The organism is Corynebacterium sp., assembly GCF_022712195.1.
GTDB lineage: Bacteria > Actinomycetota > Actinomycetes > Mycobacteriales > Mycobacteriaceae > Corynebacterium.
The window spans coordinates 1-15780 of the sequence record NZ_JALAGY010000011.1 but is presented as its reverse complement, the minus strand read 5'-3'; the positions used below and the strand labels follow the sequence as shown (position 1 = coordinate 15780).

Annotated in this window: 17 protein-coding genes and 1 pseudogene; 12 read left to right on the top strand and 6 right to left on the bottom strand. The window is 67.6% G+C overall.

What is annotated here, in order from left to right; all coding sequences use genetic code 11:
* The 4 genes and pseudogenes from Q0A34_RS01625 to Q0A34_RS01610 all read left to right on the top strand — a co-directional run.
* Positions 1-603 (top strand): annotated as a pseudogene (locus tag Q0A34_RS01625) (ABC transporter ATP-binding protein); the annotation flags it as partial.
* Positions 604-611: 8 nt separating this feature from the next.
* Positions 612-1385: an ABC transporter permease subunit gene (locus Q0A34_RS01620; RefSeq protein WP_291477836.1), complete on the top strand. Its 774-nt coding sequence runs from the start codon at positions 612-614 to the stop codon at positions 1383-1385.
* 94 nt (positions 1386-1479) lie between these two features.
* Positions 1480-1956 carry a DUF4442 domain-containing protein gene (locus Q0A34_RS01615; protein WP_291477832.1) on the top strand — a complete coding sequence of 159 codons (477 nt, stop codon included), beginning with the start codon at positions 1480-1482 and terminating at the stop codon, positions 1954-1956.
* A gap of 38 nt (positions 1957-1994) precedes the next feature.
* Positions 1995-3371 carry a threonine/serine exporter family protein gene (locus Q0A34_RS01610; RefSeq protein ID WP_291477831.1) on the top strand — a complete coding sequence of 459 codons (1377 nt, stop codon included), beginning with the start codon at positions 1995-1997 and terminating at the stop codon, positions 3369-3371.
* Here the strand turns inward: Q0A34_RS01610 and Q0A34_RS01605 are convergent.
* Positions 3368-3616, bottom strand: coding sequence for a hypothetical protein (locus Q0A34_RS01605; RefSeq protein WP_291477829.1), 249 nt, complete (start codon positions 3614-3616; stop codon positions 3368-3370). The two genes, Q0A34_RS01610 and Q0A34_RS01605, sit on opposite strands and share 4 nt — an antisense overlap.
* A 114-nt stretch (positions 3617-3730) precedes the next feature.
* Between Q0A34_RS01605 and Q0A34_RS01600 the strand changes: the two genes are divergently transcribed.
* Entirely contained in the window at positions 3731-4414 is a 684-nt protein-coding gene (locus tag Q0A34_RS01600; protein WP_291477827.1) for an SDR family oxidoreductase, read from the top strand.
* 15 nt (positions 4415-4429) lie between these two features.
* Here the strand turns inward: Q0A34_RS01600 and Q0A34_RS01595 are convergent, their stop codons facing one another.
* Complete coding sequence (locus tag Q0A34_RS01595; protein WP_291477825.1) at positions 4430-6013, bottom strand: succinic semialdehyde dehydrogenase; 1584 nt, start codon at positions 6011-6013, stop codon at positions 4430-4432.
* A 184-nt stretch (positions 6014-6197) separates the two neighbouring features.
* Between Q0A34_RS01595 and Q0A34_RS01590 the strand changes: the two genes are divergently transcribed.
* Positions 6198-7082 carry a Bax inhibitor-1/YccA family protein gene (locus Q0A34_RS01590; protein WP_291477823.1) on the top strand — a complete coding sequence of 295 codons (885 nt, stop codon included), beginning with the start codon at positions 6198-6200 and terminating at the stop codon, positions 7080-7082.
* A gap of 158 nt (positions 7083-7240) precedes the next feature.
* On the opposite strand, the gene greA is transcribed toward Q0A34_RS01590, so the two are convergent.
* Both greA and Q0A34_RS01580 read right to left on the bottom strand, forming a co-directional pair.
* Positions 7241-7762 carry a transcription elongation factor GreA gene (greA, locus tag Q0A34_RS01585; RefSeq protein ID WP_291477822.1) on the bottom strand — a complete coding sequence of 174 codons (522 nt, stop codon included), beginning with the start codon at positions 7760-7762 and terminating at the stop codon, positions 7241-7243.
* A gap of 161 nt (positions 7763-7923) precedes the next feature.
* A complete protein-coding gene (locus tag Q0A34_RS01580; RefSeq protein ID WP_291477820.1) occupies positions 7924-8358 on the bottom strand; it encodes a DUF4307 domain-containing protein in 435 nt (144 codons plus the stop codon).
* A 121-nt stretch (positions 8359-8479) separates the two neighbouring features.
* Between Q0A34_RS01580 and mca the strand changes: the two genes are divergently transcribed.
* From mca to Q0A34_RS01565, 3 genes are read left to right on the top strand one after another with little or no spacing between them, the layout of a single operon-like run.
* Positions 8480-9388 carry a mycothiol conjugate amidase Mca gene (gene mca / locus Q0A34_RS01575; RefSeq protein WP_291477819.1) on the top strand — a complete coding sequence of 303 codons (909 nt, stop codon included), beginning with the start codon at positions 8480-8482 and terminating at the stop codon, positions 9386-9388.
* A 36-nt stretch (positions 9389-9424) separates the two neighbouring features.
* On the top strand, positions 9425-9814 hold the full coding sequence (locus tag Q0A34_RS01570; RefSeq protein WP_291477817.1) for a hypothetical protein: 390 nt from the start codon (positions 9425-9427) through the stop codon (positions 9812-9814).
* A complete protein-coding gene (locus Q0A34_RS01565; RefSeq protein ID WP_291477815.1) occupies positions 9811-10566 on the top strand; it encodes an isoprenyl transferase in 756 nt (251 codons plus the stop codon). The genes Q0A34_RS01570 and Q0A34_RS01565 overlap by 4 nt, the downstream gene beginning before the upstream one ends.
* Before the next feature lie 13 nt (positions 10567-10579).
* Here Q0A34_RS01565 and coaA read toward each other — a convergent pair whose 3' ends face one another.
* Positions 10580-11509 carry a type I pantothenate kinase gene (gene coaA, locus Q0A34_RS01560; protein WP_291477813.1) on the bottom strand — a complete coding sequence of 310 codons (930 nt, stop codon included), beginning with the start codon at positions 11507-11509 and terminating at the stop codon, positions 10580-10582.
* A gap of 141 nt (positions 11510-11650) precedes the next feature.
* Between coaA and glyA the strand changes: the two genes are divergently transcribed.
* The 3 genes from glyA to Q0A34_RS01545 are packed head-to-tail and all read left to right on the top strand — an operon-like array spanning position 11651 to position 14350.
* Positions 11651-12958 (top strand): serine hydroxymethyltransferase, encoded by a 1308-nt coding sequence (gene glyA / locus Q0A34_RS01555; protein WP_291477811.1) that lies wholly within the window; start codon positions 11651-11653, stop codon positions 12956-12958.
* A 21-nt stretch (positions 12959-12979) separates the two neighbouring features.
* On the top strand, positions 12980-13558 hold the full coding sequence (locus Q0A34_RS01550; RefSeq protein WP_291477809.1) for an isochorismatase family protein: 579 nt from the start codon (positions 12980-12982) through the stop codon (positions 13556-13558).
* 6 nt (positions 13559-13564) lie between these two features.
* The gene (locus Q0A34_RS01545; RefSeq protein ID WP_291477808.1) at positions 13565-14350 is read left to right on the top strand and encodes an enoyl-CoA hydratase-related protein; all 786 of its coding nucleotides are present in this window, start codon (positions 13565-13567) and stop codon (positions 14348-14350) included.
* 97 nt (positions 14351-14447) lie between these two features.
* On the opposite strand, the gene Q0A34_RS01540 is transcribed toward Q0A34_RS01545, so the two are convergent.
* Positions 14448-15620, bottom strand: a complete 1173-nt coding sequence (locus Q0A34_RS01540; RefSeq protein WP_291477806.1) for an acyl-CoA dehydrogenase family protein — start codon at positions 15618-15620, stop codon at positions 14448-14450.
* Between the last annotated feature and the right edge of the window lie 160 nt (positions 15621-15780).

Below are 15780 nucleotides of genomic sequence, written 5' to 3'. Positions count from 1 at the left end.
GGTGCGTTGCTGGGTGATCCGGCGCACCTGATCCTGGATGAGCCGGTCAACGGGCTGGATCCGGAGGGGGTCAGCTGGATGCGTCGGACGATCCGGGCGTTGGCTGCTGAGGGGCGTTCGGTGCTGGTGTCGTCGCACCTGTTGTCGGAGATGCAGTTGACCGCGGACCGGCTGGTGGTCATCGGCAAGGGCAGCATGATCGGTGAGTACTCCATGGAGGAGTTCCTCGCCGGTGGTGCCCGCGTCGTCGTCGAGACCGCCGACATCCGCGGCGGGCAGGCGTTGTCCACCGCGCTGGGCGACGCCGGGTTCACCGCCGGCTACGCGGTAGGAGACGGTGCCCGCAACAGTTCCCGGAACGGCTCGGGTGAGCGTGCGGGGTCCCTATTGACGGTGGACGTGCCTGACGGGGTGTCCGACGCCGTGGTGCGCCGGGCCGTCGCCGAGGCGGCGGTGACCGCCGGGGTGCTGGTCACCGGGCTGCGTGCCGATGCCGAGGATCTGGAGTCCCGCTTCCTCGCCGCCACCGCCGACGCCCAGGAGTACCGCACCGACGACCGTACCGAGAGCGCGGCAGCCGCCCTCGCCACCACCGGAAAGTAGTGAGAACAATGACAATACAGACAACACAGAAAACACAGATCTCCCAGAACACCCTGTTCAATTCCCTGCGGTCAGAGACCACGAAGCTGTTCAGCATGCGCTCCACGCTGGTGTACGCGATCCTGCTGGCCGGCTCCCTGTTCGGCCCGGTCACCCTGGTCGGCCTGTTCGGTGACCGGCCCACCTTCGACTGGCCCACGATCACCTACGGCTACCAGATCTTCCTGCTCATCGCCGTCATCTTCGCCGGTGCCACCACTGCCGGTGACATCCGCAACCACATGCATGCCCAGGCGTTCCTGACCCAACGGGGACGGTGGCAGTGGGTGGCGTCGAAGATGCTGGTCACGGCTGTCCTCGTCGCGGTGCTCTATCTTGTCGGGACGGCCCTGTCGCTGGGGGTGGCGGCCGTCCTCGGTTCCGGGACGGATCTCGGCACCGGCCTGAGCATGTTCTACGTGCCGTTGATCTGCTCCGCACTGTTCTCGGCGATGACGGTGGGGCTGGCCTGCGTCATCCGTAGTCAGGTCGCCGCCGTGGCGGTCCCGGTCGCCTGGGTGCTGCTGATCGACGGCATGGTCGGCTTCGCCGCGGAGCAGTTCGAGGTGCTCCGTCCTCTTGCGGCGATCGCCCCGGTCCAGCGTCAGGACCAGCTGATCAGCGGGATCGACCCGTTGGGCCTCGGGCTCAGTTCCGCGGTGTGCTACCTGGTCATCGTGGCGTGGTTCCTGGTGCTCGCCGGTGTCGGCCTGTGCCGGAACTCCGCCGCCGATGTCCGTTAGTTTTACCGAATTAGCCGATTCGGGCATGGCGGGGGTGGTGTCGGTATAGCATCGGCACCACCCCGATCTGTACCGAGCACTCCACGGAGGAGCCATGCTGCGACCCAGCCCGCGACAACTGAAGACCATGCTGGGGGTCTTCCCGCCGTACCTCGGCTCCGGAATCCGGATCAACTACATCGCCAAGGACGGCTCCCGGGTCGTGACCTCCCACCGTCCGCGCCGCATCAACTCTAATCTGGTGGGCACCGCCTTCGGTGGCACCATCCAGACGATGACCGACGGCTTCTACCTTTTCATGGGCCTGACACGCCTGGGTGGGGGATACCACGTCTGGGACGCAGAGTCGCACGTGGTCTACCGCAAACCGGGCAGGGGGAGGCTGGTGGCGGACATGAGGACCGACGACGAGACCTTCGAGATGATCCGGGAGCGTACCGCCGACGGGTCGAAGTACCTGCACTGGTTCGAGACGGACATCGTCGACGAGGCCGGCGACGTCGTCGCGAGTGTGCGCAGCCGCGTGTACTTCCGGAAGAAGCGGCCCCGGGACAAGACCCCGGCGGACTGAGGTGGCGAACCCGGTCCGGTGCCCTACACTTCGAGGTCATGGACGACAACCGACCAGGATCCGGCCGACTCAGGGGCGCCAAGGAGATCCGTGACTGTCTCGGAGTCCTCGCCGACCTGGCGTGTGGCTTCCTCGAGTCCGGACAGCCCGGCTGGCGTGTCGGTGAGACCCTGACCGCCTGCGCGGACGCCCGGGGGTTGACGGGCTTCGGCTTCACCACCGTGGGACGGCTGGTCATCGTGGAGGCGTCACTGCCGGACGGAGGGACGGTCACGGTGACCACCTCCGCAAAGGCGCTCGACCTCATCGACTGCACCCGTTCCTGGCGGCTGCACCGGCTGGCCGAGGAGATCGCGTCACCGACCGGGCACGGAGCCGGGCACGGAGCGGTGCCGGGCGACATCGGCGCCCTGCGGACGGAAGTCGCCAGGCTGAGGTCGATAAGCACTCCGTGGTGGGCCGTCGCCGGCGGGACCACGATGCTGGCCTTCGTGATCTCCATGCAGCTGGGGGTGGGGTGGCAGTCGTGGGTGGCGGCGGCCGTGGTGCAGATGCTCACCGCGTTCTGCGGCCAGGCTCTGACGGTCCTGAAACTGCCTGAGCTCTTCGCTGCGGTGGTGAAGAGTGCGGTCGCCGGGACACTGGCCACCGTCCTGGTTCTCGTCGACGTCCTCGACCCGGTCGCCGCAGCGGCCGCCATCGCGGTGAACTGGCTGCTGTTGGTGCCGCTGCCGCAGATCATCGGTGCCATGTCCGATGTCATCGACGGCGACTACCTCTCGGCGGTGACGAGGGCGGGCAGTGTGGTGGTCACCGCCTTCGGCATCACCATCAGCGGGATCTACGTCTTCGCTCTCGGGGAGGTGCTGGACATGGACCACCCGCTCATCGGCGAGGTGCCGGGGCTGCCGTGGTACCTGGCGCTGGTGTTCTCGGCGTTGGGGGCCCTGGCCAACGCCTTCGCCAACGGCGGGTGGCTGCGCCTGGCGTTTCCGGCGATGACCGTGGGTGTGGTCACCGGTGTGGTCAACCAGTTCCTGCTCGTCGTCGTGGGGGCGTCGGCGGTGTGGGCGGCTGCCGGGGCATCGACGGTGCTGGGCGCGGTCGCGGTCCTGATGGCGGTGCGGACCGGCTACCCCGACCAGGTGTTCACCCTGATGGGTGTGACCGGTGCACTGCTGCCGGGCATCGCGGTGGTCACCGGAATCCTGCAGGTGAAGGGAGGGGAGTCCGGGGCGGAGCACTTCCCCGCCGCGGTCACGACCTGCGTGCGCATCGGCACCGGCGTCGCCGTCGGCGCTGACCTGACCACCCGGTGGCGGGCACTGTGGTCGACGGGGGCGACGGGGTCGACGGGGTCGACGAGGTCGCCGGGGAGGTGGGGTGCGGGCCGGGAAGGGCCAGTGTCGGGTTAGGAGGACTTGTTCTGCAGCTGCTTGACACCCAGCCACGCCACCAGGATGATCAGCAGGATCGGCAGCAGCTTCACGACCAGCGCGACGGCGCCGGCGAAAGCGCTGGAGATCGCGACGACGGCGAAGATCAGGGTGAGCACGGTCAGGGCGACGGAGAGACCTCTGCGGTCCTGGTCCCAGGCGAACCAGGCGCCTGCGCCGGAGAGGGCTCCGAGAATCAGGGTGGTGAGGGCGGTTCCGAACATGGTGGTGTCCTTTCGCGGCACATGGCCCCGTGGTCAATGTCACGGGGAGGGATCACGGGGCAGATCCGCCCCGGCTACCCCCGAGCATACGGAAGGGGAGTTACGCTCGGGGGCATGGATATCACGACAGGACATGGACAGGACGCACCGTTGGCTCTGGTGACCGGTGGGTCCCGGGGTATCGGGGCGGCGGTCGTCGAGGATCTTTCCCGCACACACCGGGTGATCTCCTGGTCCAGTGCGGACGTGGACCTCAGCGACCCGACCTCCATCGGAGAGGCCGTGACGCGGCTGGGGCAGACCGAGCCGGAGGCGCTGCGCAGGCTCGACGTACTGGTGCACTCCGCCGGCCTGGCGGGGGAGTCGAGAATCGAGGACATGCAGTGGGAGCAGTGGCAGAAGATGTTCGCCGTGAACGTCTTCGGTGTCGCCGAGCTGACCCGGCGACTGCTGCCGGCGCTGCGGGAGGCACGCGGCACGGTGGTCGCCGTCAACTCCGGTTCCGGCTACCACTCGGGTGCGGGCCAGGCCCCGTACTCCGGGACGAAGTTCGCGTTGAGGGCGTTGACGGACGCCCTGCGCGAGGAGGAACGGGGTCGTGTCCGGGTCAGCTCGGTGCACCCGGGGCGCGTCGACACCGACATGCAGGTGGCGCTGCAGGAGGGCAGGGGGAACACCGACTACGACGGGGCCCGCTACGTGGCGCCGGCGTCGGTGGCGGCCGCGGTCCGTCTGGCGGTGGACACCACCGACGAGGCGATCATCGACGAGGTGTCCGTCCGCCCCGTCCGGGGTTGAGTGTCCCGGTAGTGCCTACTTCAGGATCTTGAACGTCTTGCCGGCGCGCAGCAGCACCGTCATGACCAGGGCGTAGGCGCGCGGCTTGAGGAACTCCGGGCCGCGGATCGGGAGGACCCGCTCGTCGGTGACGTTCTGGGTCTCGGTGTACTTCAGCAGACCGTAGGCGCCCTGGCGACGTCCCTGACCGGACTCGCGGGTACCACCCATCTCGTTGTCGACGGAGGCGAACGCCGCGGCGTAGCCGTCGTTGATGTTCACCGTGCCGGAGAACAGCTGCTCGGCGATGCCGGTGGCGGTCTTGGACGGGCCGAACACGGCCGAGTTCAGGCCGTAGTCGGTGTCATTGGCCTTCTCGACAGCCTCGTCGTGGGAGTCGACCTTCTCGACGTAGACGACCGGCCCGAAGACCTCGCCGCGCTTGATGTCGGCCTCCTCGGGGACGTCGGTGAAGACGGTGGGCTCGTAGAAGTAGGGGCCCAGGTCCGGGCGGGCCTTGCCACCGGCGACGAGAGTGGCGCCCTTGTCCACGGCGTCGTCGACCATCTTCTCCACGGTCGAGATCTGGCTGGCGCCGATCAGCGACCCCATCTGGATGTTCCAGTCGAAGCCCGAGCCGAGCTTCAGGTTCTTCGTCGCCTCGGCGAACTTGGGGACGAAGTCGTCGTACCTGTCCTTGTGGACGTAGATGCGCTCGATGGAGACGCACAGCTGGCCCGAGTTGGAGAAGCAGCCGGTCAGGACGGTCGGCATGATCTTGTCGACGTCGGCGTCGCGGGTCACGATCGCCGGGTTCTTGCCGCCGAGTTCGGCGGAGTAGCCGATGAGGCGACGGCCGGCGATCTCGCCGAGCTTCTTGCCGGTCTCCGTGGAGCCGGTGAACATCAGGTGGTCGCACTGTTCGGCGATGGCGTTGCCGACGACACGGCCCGGACCGGTCACGAGCTGGACGATGTCGCGGGGCATACCGGCCTCGAAGAGGAGCTTGAAGGCGCACAGCGCCGAGAAGGGGGTGGAGGAGTCGGGCTTGGCCACCAGGGCGTTACCGGCGGCCAGTGCCGGCATGGCGTCCGACAGTGCCAGCGTCAGCGGGTAGTTCCACGGGCTGATCTGGCCGATCACTCCCTTGGGGAGGTGGCGCTCGGTGGTCTTGGTGAAGACCGGCATCACACCGGCACGACGCTTTCCCTTGAGGATCTTGTGGGTCTGGTTGCCGTAGTAGCGGGCGGTGATCGCGCAGTGGATCACCTCCTCGTAGGCGGAGTCGCGGGACTTGCCCGTCTCCAGCTGGATGATGTCCATCATCAGCTTCTGGTTCTTGAGGAGGATGTCGTGGAACGCCAGCAGGATCTTCCCGCGCTTCCGCGGGTCGACCTTGGCCCAGCGCTTCTGGGCGACACGGGCACGCCGGAACGCCTCGTCGACGTCCGACTCGGTGCCACGGCCGACCCAGCCGATGGTCTCACCGGTGAACGAGCCCTCGATCTCGAGTCGGTCGCCGTTGTCGAGGGAGCCGGTCGCTGCGTTTACGGTCAGGGCCCGGAGCTCGGATGCGAGTGCATCGGGGAGGGGGCCGAGTGACAGGGTCTTTTTCGTCATGTGAAGCACACTATCTAATCCCGGGCCGTCGTGTCCCGGGATTGTGGAATCGGAGTTACGGGGGAGGGGCGGGCATACCCCGACGGGAACACGGGGCGCGGTTCGTCCGTTGTTAAGGTGTACGGGAGTAACCGCGTTCACGTGGACATGTAGACACTGACAGAGACGGAAGGACAATGACGTCGTGAGAAGCTCGAACCCCTTTATGAGTTCCCTGGCCCAGTCTGAGGGCGCAGCCCAGGGGCAGCGGGGACAGTCCGCCGCCTACCAGCAGGGTTACCAGGCCGCCGGCGACCAGTGGGGCCAGCAGGGGGCCGCCTATCAGGAGTCCCCGAACTACGGTGCGCCGACCGGCGCCGCCGACCGTCCGATGACCATCGACGACGTCGTCACCAAGACGGGCATCACCCTGGCGGTCATCGTGGTCATGGCCGCGGTGAACTTCATGATCGGGCAGAGTGGGCCGAGTGGAGAGAGCCTGGCGATGGGCCTGACCTTCGTCGGCGCCATCGGCGGTCTCATCGCCGTCCTGGTCTCGGCCTTCGGCAAGAAGTACGGCTCTCCGGTGGTCACACTGGTCTACGCCGCCTTCGAGGGCCTCTTCGTCGGCGGGTTCACCTACATCTTCGCCGGTGGCAACGCCGAGATCGCCGGTGCCAATCCCGGCGCCATGATCTTCCAGGCCGTGCTCGGCACCATGGGTGTCTTCGCCGGCATGCTGGTGGTCTACAAGACCGGTGCCATCCGCGTCACCCCGAAGTTCACCAAGATGCTCGTCGGTGCCCTCTTCGGTGTGCTGGTCCTGGTACTGGGCAACTTCATCCTCACCCTGATCACCGGTGAGCAGACGATGCTGCGCGACGGCGGCCCGGTCGCCATCATCTTCTCCCTGGTGTGCATCGGCCTCGCCGCCCTGAGCTTCCTGGTCGACTTCGACCAGGCCGACAAGCTGATCCGCGCCGGAGCCCCGTCCCGGTACGCCTGGGGTGTCGCCCTCGGCCTGGCCGTCACCCTGGTCTGGCTCTACACCGAGATCCTGCGACTGCTGTCCTACCTCAACAGGGACTAGCGGCTGAGGACCACACGGTCCCGCCGTCCCCCGGCGTTCCGTCCCCGCACCCCGGGAGCCGGAGACGACCGAGACAGACGACCGCCCCACCGGAAGAACTCTTCCGGTGGGGCGGTCGTCTGTTCAGCCGGGGCGGAGGCTCCCCGGAACAGCCGGTGCTACTGCTCGGCGCGCGGCACGTCCCGGTCCGGGTCGTACGGCTCGGCCTTGACCAGAGTCACCGAGATGGTCTCACCCGACGGGCTCTTGTACTCACGGGTCTCGCCCTCCTTGGCGCCGACCAGGGCGGCACCCAGGGGAGCGTCGGTGGAGTAGGTCTCCAGGTCAGGGTTGGAGGACTCCAGGCCACGGGTGCCGATCAGGAAGGTCTCCTTGTCGTCCTCGTCGCCGTCGTAGTAGATGTGGACGACGGAACCGACCAGTGCCACACCCGACTCCTGCGGGGCCTCGCCGATGGTGGCGTTGTCCAGCAGCTCCTCCAGGTAGGCGATGCGGGCCTCTTCCTGGCCCTGCTGCTCGCGGGCGGCGTGGTAACCGCCGTTCTCCTTGAGGTCACCCTCTTCACGGCGCTCGTTGATCTCGGCGGCCAGAGCGGGACGATTCGCCTTCAGCGCGTTGAGCTCGTCGTTGAGCCGGTCAAAGGATTCCTGGGTGAGCCAGGTCGTCTGATTGTCTGCCATGAGCGTTCGCGTCCTCCTGCAGGTAGACCACAGTGTCTGACAGGGACTGAGGTCGTTCGGAAAAGTTCGTGGGGGTACCCACGACACAGTTGTCGGGGCACAGTGTATCACCGAGGCCGGCGGAGACGTCCGACGGTCAGGGGACGGTGGCGGCCGTCCCGTCAGTCCCCGGCGGGGCCGGTCGTGTGCGTGGAATCGAGGTAGTCCGGGAACACCGTCGAACACCCGTAGACGTCCGGGGCGACCGGCGAACTGTTGGTGGGGATGTCCACCGTGAGACGGGTGGTCTCCGAGCCCCCGGCGGCGACGACGGCCTCCCGGCGCCCGATCTCCGCGTGGGACTGGTCGAGCGCCGTGACGATGCAGTAGGCGGGCTTGTCGGCGTCGTCCCGGGTGATGTCGAGGGTCATCCGCAGCGTGTGCCCGTCGACGACCTCGTGGCCCGCGGCGGTGCCGGTGGCGTCGCTGCTGGTGCTGTTGCGGAACTGCGAGAACACGTACACGCCGGCGGCGACCAGGAGGATCACGACGCCGATGACGATGAACTTGCCGCTCACACCCTGCTGACGGGAGGAACCGTAGGTCGCCTTGCTCATTCCACAGATCGTAGGCGGTGCGCACCGTGAATAGCCAGCCGGGAAGGATTGGACGCACCCCTGTCGGAAGCGTTGAATGGGAGAGTTGACCGGTACAGACGACACCGAAGGGGTGCGACACGTGAGCGAAGGGGCTCTCCACAACAGCGCAGACCAGCGACGGTCCTGTCAGGGGCTGAGGCTGCTGGCGATCCACGCGCACCCGGACGACGAGTCCAGCAAGGGTGCGGCCACCATGGCCCGCTACGCCGACGAAGGCGCGGAGGTCATGGTGCTGACGTGCACCGGCGGGGAGCGGGGCGACATCCTCAACCCGGCCATGGACGTGCCCGGCGTGGTCGAGAACATGAACGACGTCCGCCGCAAGGAGATGGCGCGGGCGGCCGACATCCTGGGGGTGTCGCACCGTTGGCTCGGCTACGTCGACTCGGGCCTGCCGGAGGGCGACCCGCTCCCGCCACTGCCGGACGGGTGCTTCGCACTGGAGGACACCGAGGCGGTCACCCTGGAGCTCACCCGGGTGATCCGGGACTTCCGGCCGCACGTCGTCATCACCTACGACGAGAACGGGGGATACCCCCACCCCGACCACCTGAAGACCCACGCGGTGAGCATGCGCGCCTACGACACCGCCGCGGACCCCGCCTACCACCCGGAGATCGGGCGCCCCTGGGAGGTGCAGAAGGTCTACTACACGCACGGCTTCATCCGTCGTCGGTTCGAACTGCTGGCCCAGGCGAGCCTGGAGGCCGGCGACGACCGGGCGACGGTGGCGCTGGACCGCTGGAAGGGGATGCCGGACATCATGCCGCGGGTGACCACCCGCGTGGACTGCGCCCCGTGGTTCGAACGCCGGGACGACGCCCTGCGCGCCCACGCCACCCAGATCGACCCCGAAGGCCCCTTCTTCGCCGTGCCGACCTCACTGCAGCAGCAGGTCTGGCCCACCGAGGAGTTCGAGCTCGCCCGCTCCCGGGTGGAGACGTCGCTGCCCGAGGACGACCTCTTCGCCGGCGTCGTCCCCGAATGAGGCCCACCGCCACGACCTTAGATAGGCTCTGAAGACATGATCACGGTTTCCCCGTCCCTAACCTCAACTGTGTCCCTGGTCGCCCAGGAACAGATCAACCGCGGACCCCAGGGTCCCGAGTTCGGAAAGGCCGCCCCGGTCGGCCTGCTGGTGATCATCGGGCTGCTCGTCGTCATCCTGGCGCTGGGGTACTTCTTCAACCGCCGGATGAAGAAGATGCAGTCCCGGCGGGACTTCGCCGAGAAGTACGGCATCGACCCCTTCGACATCGACACCATCGACCGTCGGATGGCGGAGGAGGACGCGGCCGGCCCCGCCGCTGCAGCTGGCGCTGACGGCGCTGACGGTGCTGAAGAGACGGAAGGCGCCACCGGTACCGCAGGAACGGAAGCCCGCACGGAAGATCCGGGTGGCGACCAGCGGTGATTCTCTACTCGCTCTACGAGCGACGACTACAGCGTGAGCTGAAGGGGCGCCGCCGGCCGAAACACGTCGCGATCATGTGCGACGGCAACCGCCGGTGGGCGCGGGAGAACGGCTTCACAGACGTCTCCCACGGTCACCGGGTGGGTGCGAAGAAGATCGTCGAGGTCGTCGACTGGTGCGATGAACAGGACATCGAGTCCGTGACGGTCTACCTGCTCAGCACGGAGAACCTGCGCCGCAGTGCGGAGGAACTCGACCTGCTGATGCGCATCATCGGCGACGTCTCCGACGAGCTCGCCGCCGCCAAGGGACGTTTTCGGCTGCACGTCATGGGCCGCCTCGACCTGATCCCGGACGACCTGCGGGAGCGCATGCGCCGCGCCGAGCAGCGGACCGCCGACCACACCGGGGTCCACGTCAACATCGCCGTGGGCTACGGAGGTCGTCAGGAGATCGTCGACGGTGTGCAGAAACTCGTCGACGAACTGGCGGGCAGGGGAATCCCCTCCGAGGAAATGAGCGCCCACATCACCGACGAGGCCATCGGCGACCACCTGTACACCTCGGGCCAACCCGACCCCGACCTGGTCATCCGTACCTCCGGGGAGCAGCGGCTCTCCGGCTTCCTGCTGTGGCAGTCGGCCTACTCCGAGATCTGGTTCACCGACACCTACTGGCCGGCGTTCCGGCGGCTGGACTTCCTTCGTGCCCTGCGTGACTTCTCGGTGCGCGAACGCCGCTTCGGCAAGTGAGCCGGAGGCCCGGTCAGATCTTGCGCATCCGCACCGACTCGACAAGGTGGTCGGGCCCCTTGCGCAGCACCAGTGAGGCGCGCACCCGGGTGGGCAGGATGTTCTCCACGAGGTTGGGGAGGTTCACCGTCTGCCAGATCTCCCTGGCGACCACCAGCGCGTCCTCGTCGGAGAGTGCCGCGTAGTAGCGGAAGTGCGCGTCCGGCTTCCGGAAGGCGGTGTTCTTGAGCTTCAGGAAACGTTCGACGTACCAGCGCTCGATGTCCTCCCGCGCTGCGTCGACGTAGACGGAGAAGTCGAAGAGGTCGGATACCATCAGGGTCGGCCCGGTCTGCAGCACGTTGAGTCCCTCGACGATGAGGATGTCCGGGCGGTCCACGATGTGCACCTCGTCCAGCCGGTCGTACTTCTCGTGGGAGTACACCGGCGCCGGCACCCGCGGCGCGCCGGACTTCACGGCGGTGACGAAGTTCAGCAGCGCCTTCTGGTCGTAGCTCTCCGGGTAGCCCTTGCGGCCCATCATGTGACGGCTGTTGAGCTCCTCGGCAGGGTAGAGGAACCCGTCGGTGGTGATCAGGTCCACCCGCGGCCGCGACTCCCAGCGCTGCAGCAGCACCTGCAGCAGACGGGCGGTGGTGGACTTGCCCACCGCCACCGACCCGGACACCCCGATGATGAAGGGGACGTGCGGCATGTCCTCCCCGAGGAACGTCTCGGTCGCGCGGTTGAGCTGCCGGATCGCCTCGAACCGCAGGTCGATCATGCGGGAGAGCGGAAGGTAGACCTCGCTGACCTCGTCCATGTCGATGTCCTCGCCGATACCACGGAGTTCCTCGAGCTCCTCCGGGCTGAGGACCTGGGGCATGGCGCGACGCAGGGACCGCCACTGCGACCGGTCGAGCTCGATGTACGGGGAGTACTCGTCGGAGTTTCGGGCTGGCATGGGGGCTATTGTGCTCCCCGGAAAAGGATTCGACCAATCACCCGCCACCGGTGGACGCGACCTCGGCAGGTTATGATGTTCCCTGACTGTTCCGATGACTGTTCAGATCCAGTGCGGCCGACGTGAAAGGCGATCCACCCCATGAGCCAGACGAACCACCCAGACCAGTCCCAGCACAACGCTGAACTGGCGGACTTCGACCCGGAGGTGGCCGCCGCCATCGCCGGCGAACTCTCCCGCCAGCGGGACACCCTGGAGATGATCGCCAGCGAGAACTTCGTTCCGCGCGCGGTCCTCCAGGCTCAGGGCTCCGTCCTGACGAACAAGTACGCCGAAGGCTACCCGGGGCGCCGCTACTACGGCGGCTGCGAGCACGTCGACGTCATCGAGGACCTCGCCCGCGACCGCGCCAAGGCCGTCTTCGGCGCCGAGTTCGCCAACGTGCAGCCGCACTCCGGTGCACAGGCCAACGCTGCGGTGCTGATGTCCCTGGCCAACCCGGGTGACAAGATCATGGGCCTGTCCCTGGCGCACGGCGGTCACCTGACCCACGGCATGAAGCTGAACTTCTCCGGCAAGCTCTACGAGGTCGCCGCCTACGAGGTCGACCCGGAGACCTTCCGCCTGGACATGGACAAGGTCCGCGAGCAGGCCGTCCGCGAGAAGCCGGCGGTCATCATCGGCGGCTGGTCGGCCTACCCGCGCCACCAGGACTTCGCGGCGTTCCGCGAGATCGCCGACGAGGTCGGCGCCAAGCTGTGGGTCGACATGGCGCACTTCGCCGGTCTCGTCGCCGCCGACCTGCACCCGTCGCCGGTGCCCCACGCCGACGTCGTCTCCACCACGGTGCACAAGACCCTGGGCGGCCCGCGCTCCGGCATGATCCTGGCGAAGCAGGAGTGGGCCAAGAAGCTGAACTCGTCGGTCTTCCCGGGCCAGCAGGGTGGACCGCTGATGCACGTCGTCGCCGCCAAGGCCGTCTCCATGAAGATCGCGCAGACCGACGACTTCCGCGACCGGCAGGCACGCACCCTGGAGGGCGCGAAGATCCTGGCTGAGCGGCTCACCGCAGCGGACACCACCGCCGCCGGCGTCCAGGTGCTCACCGGGGGCACCGACGTGCACCTGGTGCTCGCCGACCTGCGTAACTCCGAGCTCAACGGCCAGGAGGCGGAGGACCTGCTGCACGAGGTCGGCATCACCGTCAACCGCAACGCCGTGCCGTTCGACCCGCGTCCCCCGATGGTCACCTCCGGCCTGCGGATCGGGACGTCCGCCCTGGCGTCCCGCGGACTCGACGCCGAGGCCTTCACCGAAGTCGCCGACGTGATCGGCACCGCCCTGGCACAGGGCAAGGGCGCCGACACCGAGACGCTGCGGGCACGTGTCGACAAGGTCGCCGCCGACTTCCCCCTGTACCCGGGTCTCGAGGACTGGAAGATCAACTAGGGGCGCTCTACTGTGGGCGCCATGAGCGTCCCACACAAGGCCCTGATCGTCGTCGACGTCCAGAACGACTTCTGTCCCGGAGGTGCCCTGGGCACCGAACGTGGAGCGGACGTCGCCGCGGCCGTCAGCGAGCACCTGTGTGTCGGGAGGAACAGCTACGACGTCGTCGTGGGAACGAAGGACTGGCACATCGACCCCGTCGGGCACTTCGCCTCCGACGGTGTCGAACCGGATTTCCAGGAGACCTGGCCGGTGCACTGCGTCGCCGGGACGCACGGAGCCGAGGTGCACCCGGGCCTCGACGCCGACCTCGTCGACGCGTGGTTCCTGAAGGGGGAGTACACCGCCGCGTACTCGGGTTTCGAGGGGCACCTGGAGGGGGAGGGGACGGCGCTGGCGGACTGGCTGCGTGGGCGTGGCGTCACCGAGGTGGCGGTGTGCGGGATCGCCACCGACTTCTGCGTGCGGGCCACCGCGCTCGACGCCGTGGCGGAGGGCTTCACCGTGGAACTGCTCACCGACCTCTGCTCCCCGGTCACCGACGCCGGGGGAGCGGTGGCGGTCGAGCAGATGGCGGCGGTGGGGGTCACGGTAGTGTGAGGTGTCATGAGCCTTGTCGACATCACCACCGGGGACGGGATCCGCACGATCACCGTCAACCGTCCCGACGCCCACAACTCGCTGAACCGTGACCTGCGGCTGGAGCTGAAGGACGCCTTCGCCGCGGCCGCCGCGGACTCCTCACCGGACGGCTCCGTCCGTGCCGTGGTGCTCCGGGCGTCCGGGAAGGCCTTCTGCGCCGGGCAGGACCTCAGGGAGCAGCTCGAGGAGAGCCGCAGCGGGGTGGACACCGACAAGGTCGTCACCGAGTACAACCCCATGATGGACGCCCTGCTGTCCATCCCCGTCCCGGTGGTCGCCGCCGTACAGGGGGCGGCGGCCGGGGCGGGCTGGGGCATAGCCATGGCCTGTGACCTGCGTGTGGCGTCGTCGACTGCGGTGTTCAAGGGCGCTTTCAGCGGCGTCGGGCTGGCCTCGGACTGCGGCCTGTCGCGGTCACTCGCCGATGCGGTGGGCCAGACCCGGGCGCTGGAGCTGCTGCTGCTCGACGAGCCGGTCAGCGCGGCCCGGGCGGGGGACCTGGGCATCGTGACCACCGTGGTCGATCCGGAGGAGCTGGAGGACACGGTGTCACGGTTGGCGGCCCGCTTCGCCACCGGGCCGACCGGCTCCTACCGGGAGATCAAGGCGCTGGTGCGTGACACCCGGGCGGTCAGTGACCGTGCCGGTGAGGAGGCCGACGCACAGGCCCGGCTGTTCCGGACCGCCGACCACCTGGAGGCCGTCCAGGCGTTCGTGGAGAAGAGGGAGCCCCGGTTCCTGGGGAAGTGACCCCACCCCCTGGGGCTAAACGAGCAACCCCCCAGGTCGGCGGGACCGACCTGGGGGGTTGCTGCGTGCACCGGTACGGGTGACCGGGGTGTGTGCCCTACTTCTCGCCCTTCGCGAGCTTACGGCTGATGATCTCAAGCATGATTTCATTGGGGCCGCCGTAGATCGGCTGGACCCGGGAATCGAGGTAGTGGGTGGAGATCGGGTACTCCAGCATGAAACCGTAGCCGCCGTGCAGCTGGACAGCGGTGTTGACGACCTTGATCTGCAGTTCGGTCGTCAGGTACTTGGCCATCGACGCGGTGGTCTCGTCGAGCTCGCCCTTGACCTTGGCTTCCACGGCGGCGTCCACGAAGGCCTGTGCGGACTGGATCTCGGTGGCCATCTTGGCCAGCTCCCAGCGGTAGGCCTGGTGGTCGACCAGACGGCTGCCGAAGGTCTTGCGCTCCTGGGAGTGCTTGTAGACCAGGTCGAAGGCGCGGCGGGAGGTGGCGATGGAACCGACGGCGATGGAGATGCGCTCCTGCGCCAGGTTGGTGCGCAGGTAGCCGAAGCCGGCACCCTCCTCACCGAGGAGGTTCTCGGCGGGGACCTTGACGTTCTCGAAGGACAGCTCCGCGGTGTCCTGGGCCTTCAGACCGACCTTCTTCAGCGGGGCGGCCTTGGTGTAGCCCTCCATGCCGTCCTCGACGATCAGCAGGGAGACGCCCGCACGGCCCTTGGACGGGTCGGTGATGGCCACCACGATGGTGAAGTCCGCCTGGATGCCGTTGGAGATGAAGGTCTTCGACCCGTTGAGGATGAAGTTGCCGTCCTCGTCCCGCAGCGCGGTGGAGCGGATACCGGCGAGGTCGGCGCCGGCGCCCGGCTCGGTCATCGCGATCGCGGCGATCTTGTCACCGGCGCACAGCGGACGGAGGAACCGCTCCTTCTGCTCGTCGTTGGCGAAACGCTCGAGGTAGGGGATCACCAGGTCGTTGATGACCTGGATGGAGACGATGACGGAACCGCAGTCGGCCTCGGCGAGCTCCTCGGAGAGGATCGCGTTGAAGCGGTAGTCCTGCATGCCGCCGCCGCCGAACTCCTCGGGGGAGGTGATGCCCAGCAGGCCCAGGTTGCCGGCGGCCTTGAACATCGAGCGGTCGCTGTAGCCCTGCTCGTGCCACCGGTCGACGTGGGGACGGACTTCGGCGTTGACGAAGTCCTTGCAGGTGTCCCGGAACATGTCGTGTTCTTCTTCGAAGATCGTGCGGGGGAGGTAGTTCTTCATGGGGTCCTTCCGGATCTGAGCCGAGCGTCGTGGACGAGGCAAAACAGTTTGTCCGTGTGATCCACGTCTCTTAGTGGTTACAAATTCATATTAACGAGGGGGTCCCAGAATATGTAACTTGGGCCCATCCGGGGGAGGATTGTGGGGTACGAAACAATTC

Excerpts from the sequence above, each read along its gene's own strand:
- Q0A34_RS01620 (WP_291477836.1), top strand. The coding sequence starts at position 612 with ATGACAATACAGACAACACAGAAAACACAGATCTCCCAGAACACCCTG.
- Q0A34_RS01615 (WP_291477832.1), top strand. The coding sequence starts at position 1,480 with ATGCTGCGACCCAGCCCGCGACAACTGAAGACCATGCTGGGGGTCTTC.
- Q0A34_RS01610 (WP_291477831.1), top strand. The coding sequence starts at position 1,995 with ATGGACGACAACCGACCAGGATCCGGCCGACTCAGGGGCGCCAAGGAG.
- Q0A34_RS01605 (WP_291477829.1), bottom strand. The coding sequence starts at position 3,616 with ATGTTCGGAACCGCCCTCACCACCCTGATTCTCGGAGCCCTCTCCGGC.
- Q0A34_RS01600 (WP_291477827.1), top strand. The coding sequence starts at position 3,731 with ATGGATATCACGACAGGACATGGACAGGACGCACCGTTGGCTCTGGTG.
- Q0A34_RS01595 (WP_291477825.1), bottom strand. The coding sequence starts at position 6,013 with ATGACGAAAAAGACCCTGTCACTCGGCCCCCTCCCCGATGCACTCGCA.
- greA (WP_291477822.1), bottom strand. The coding sequence starts at position 7,762 with ATGGCAGACAATCAGACGACCTGGCTCACCCAGGAATCCTTTGACCGG.
- Q0A34_RS01580 (WP_291477820.1), bottom strand. The coding sequence starts at position 8,358 with ATGAGCAAGGCGACCTACGGTTCCTCCCGTCAGCAGGGTGTGAGCGGC.
- Q0A34_RS01570 (WP_291477817.1), top strand. The coding sequence starts at position 9,425 with ATGATCACGGTTTCCCCGTCCCTAACCTCAACTGTGTCCCTGGTCGCC.
- coaA (WP_291477813.1), bottom strand. The coding sequence starts at position 11,509 with ATGCCAGCCCGAAACTCCGACGAGTACTCCCCGTACATCGAGCTCGAC.
- glyA (WP_291477811.1), top strand. The coding sequence starts at position 11,651 with ATGAGCCAGACGAACCACCCAGACCAGTCCCAGCACAACGCTGAACTG.
- Q0A34_RS01550 (WP_291477809.1), top strand. The coding sequence starts at position 12,980 with ATGAGCGTCCCACACAAGGCCCTGATCGTCGTCGACGTCCAGAACGAC.
- Q0A34_RS01545 (WP_291477808.1), top strand. The coding sequence starts at position 13,565 with ATGAGCCTTGTCGACATCACCACCGGGGACGGGATCCGCACGATCACC.
- Q0A34_RS01540 (WP_291477806.1), bottom strand. The coding sequence starts at position 15,620 with ATGAAGAACTACCTCCCCCGCACGATCTTCGAAGAAGAACACGACATG.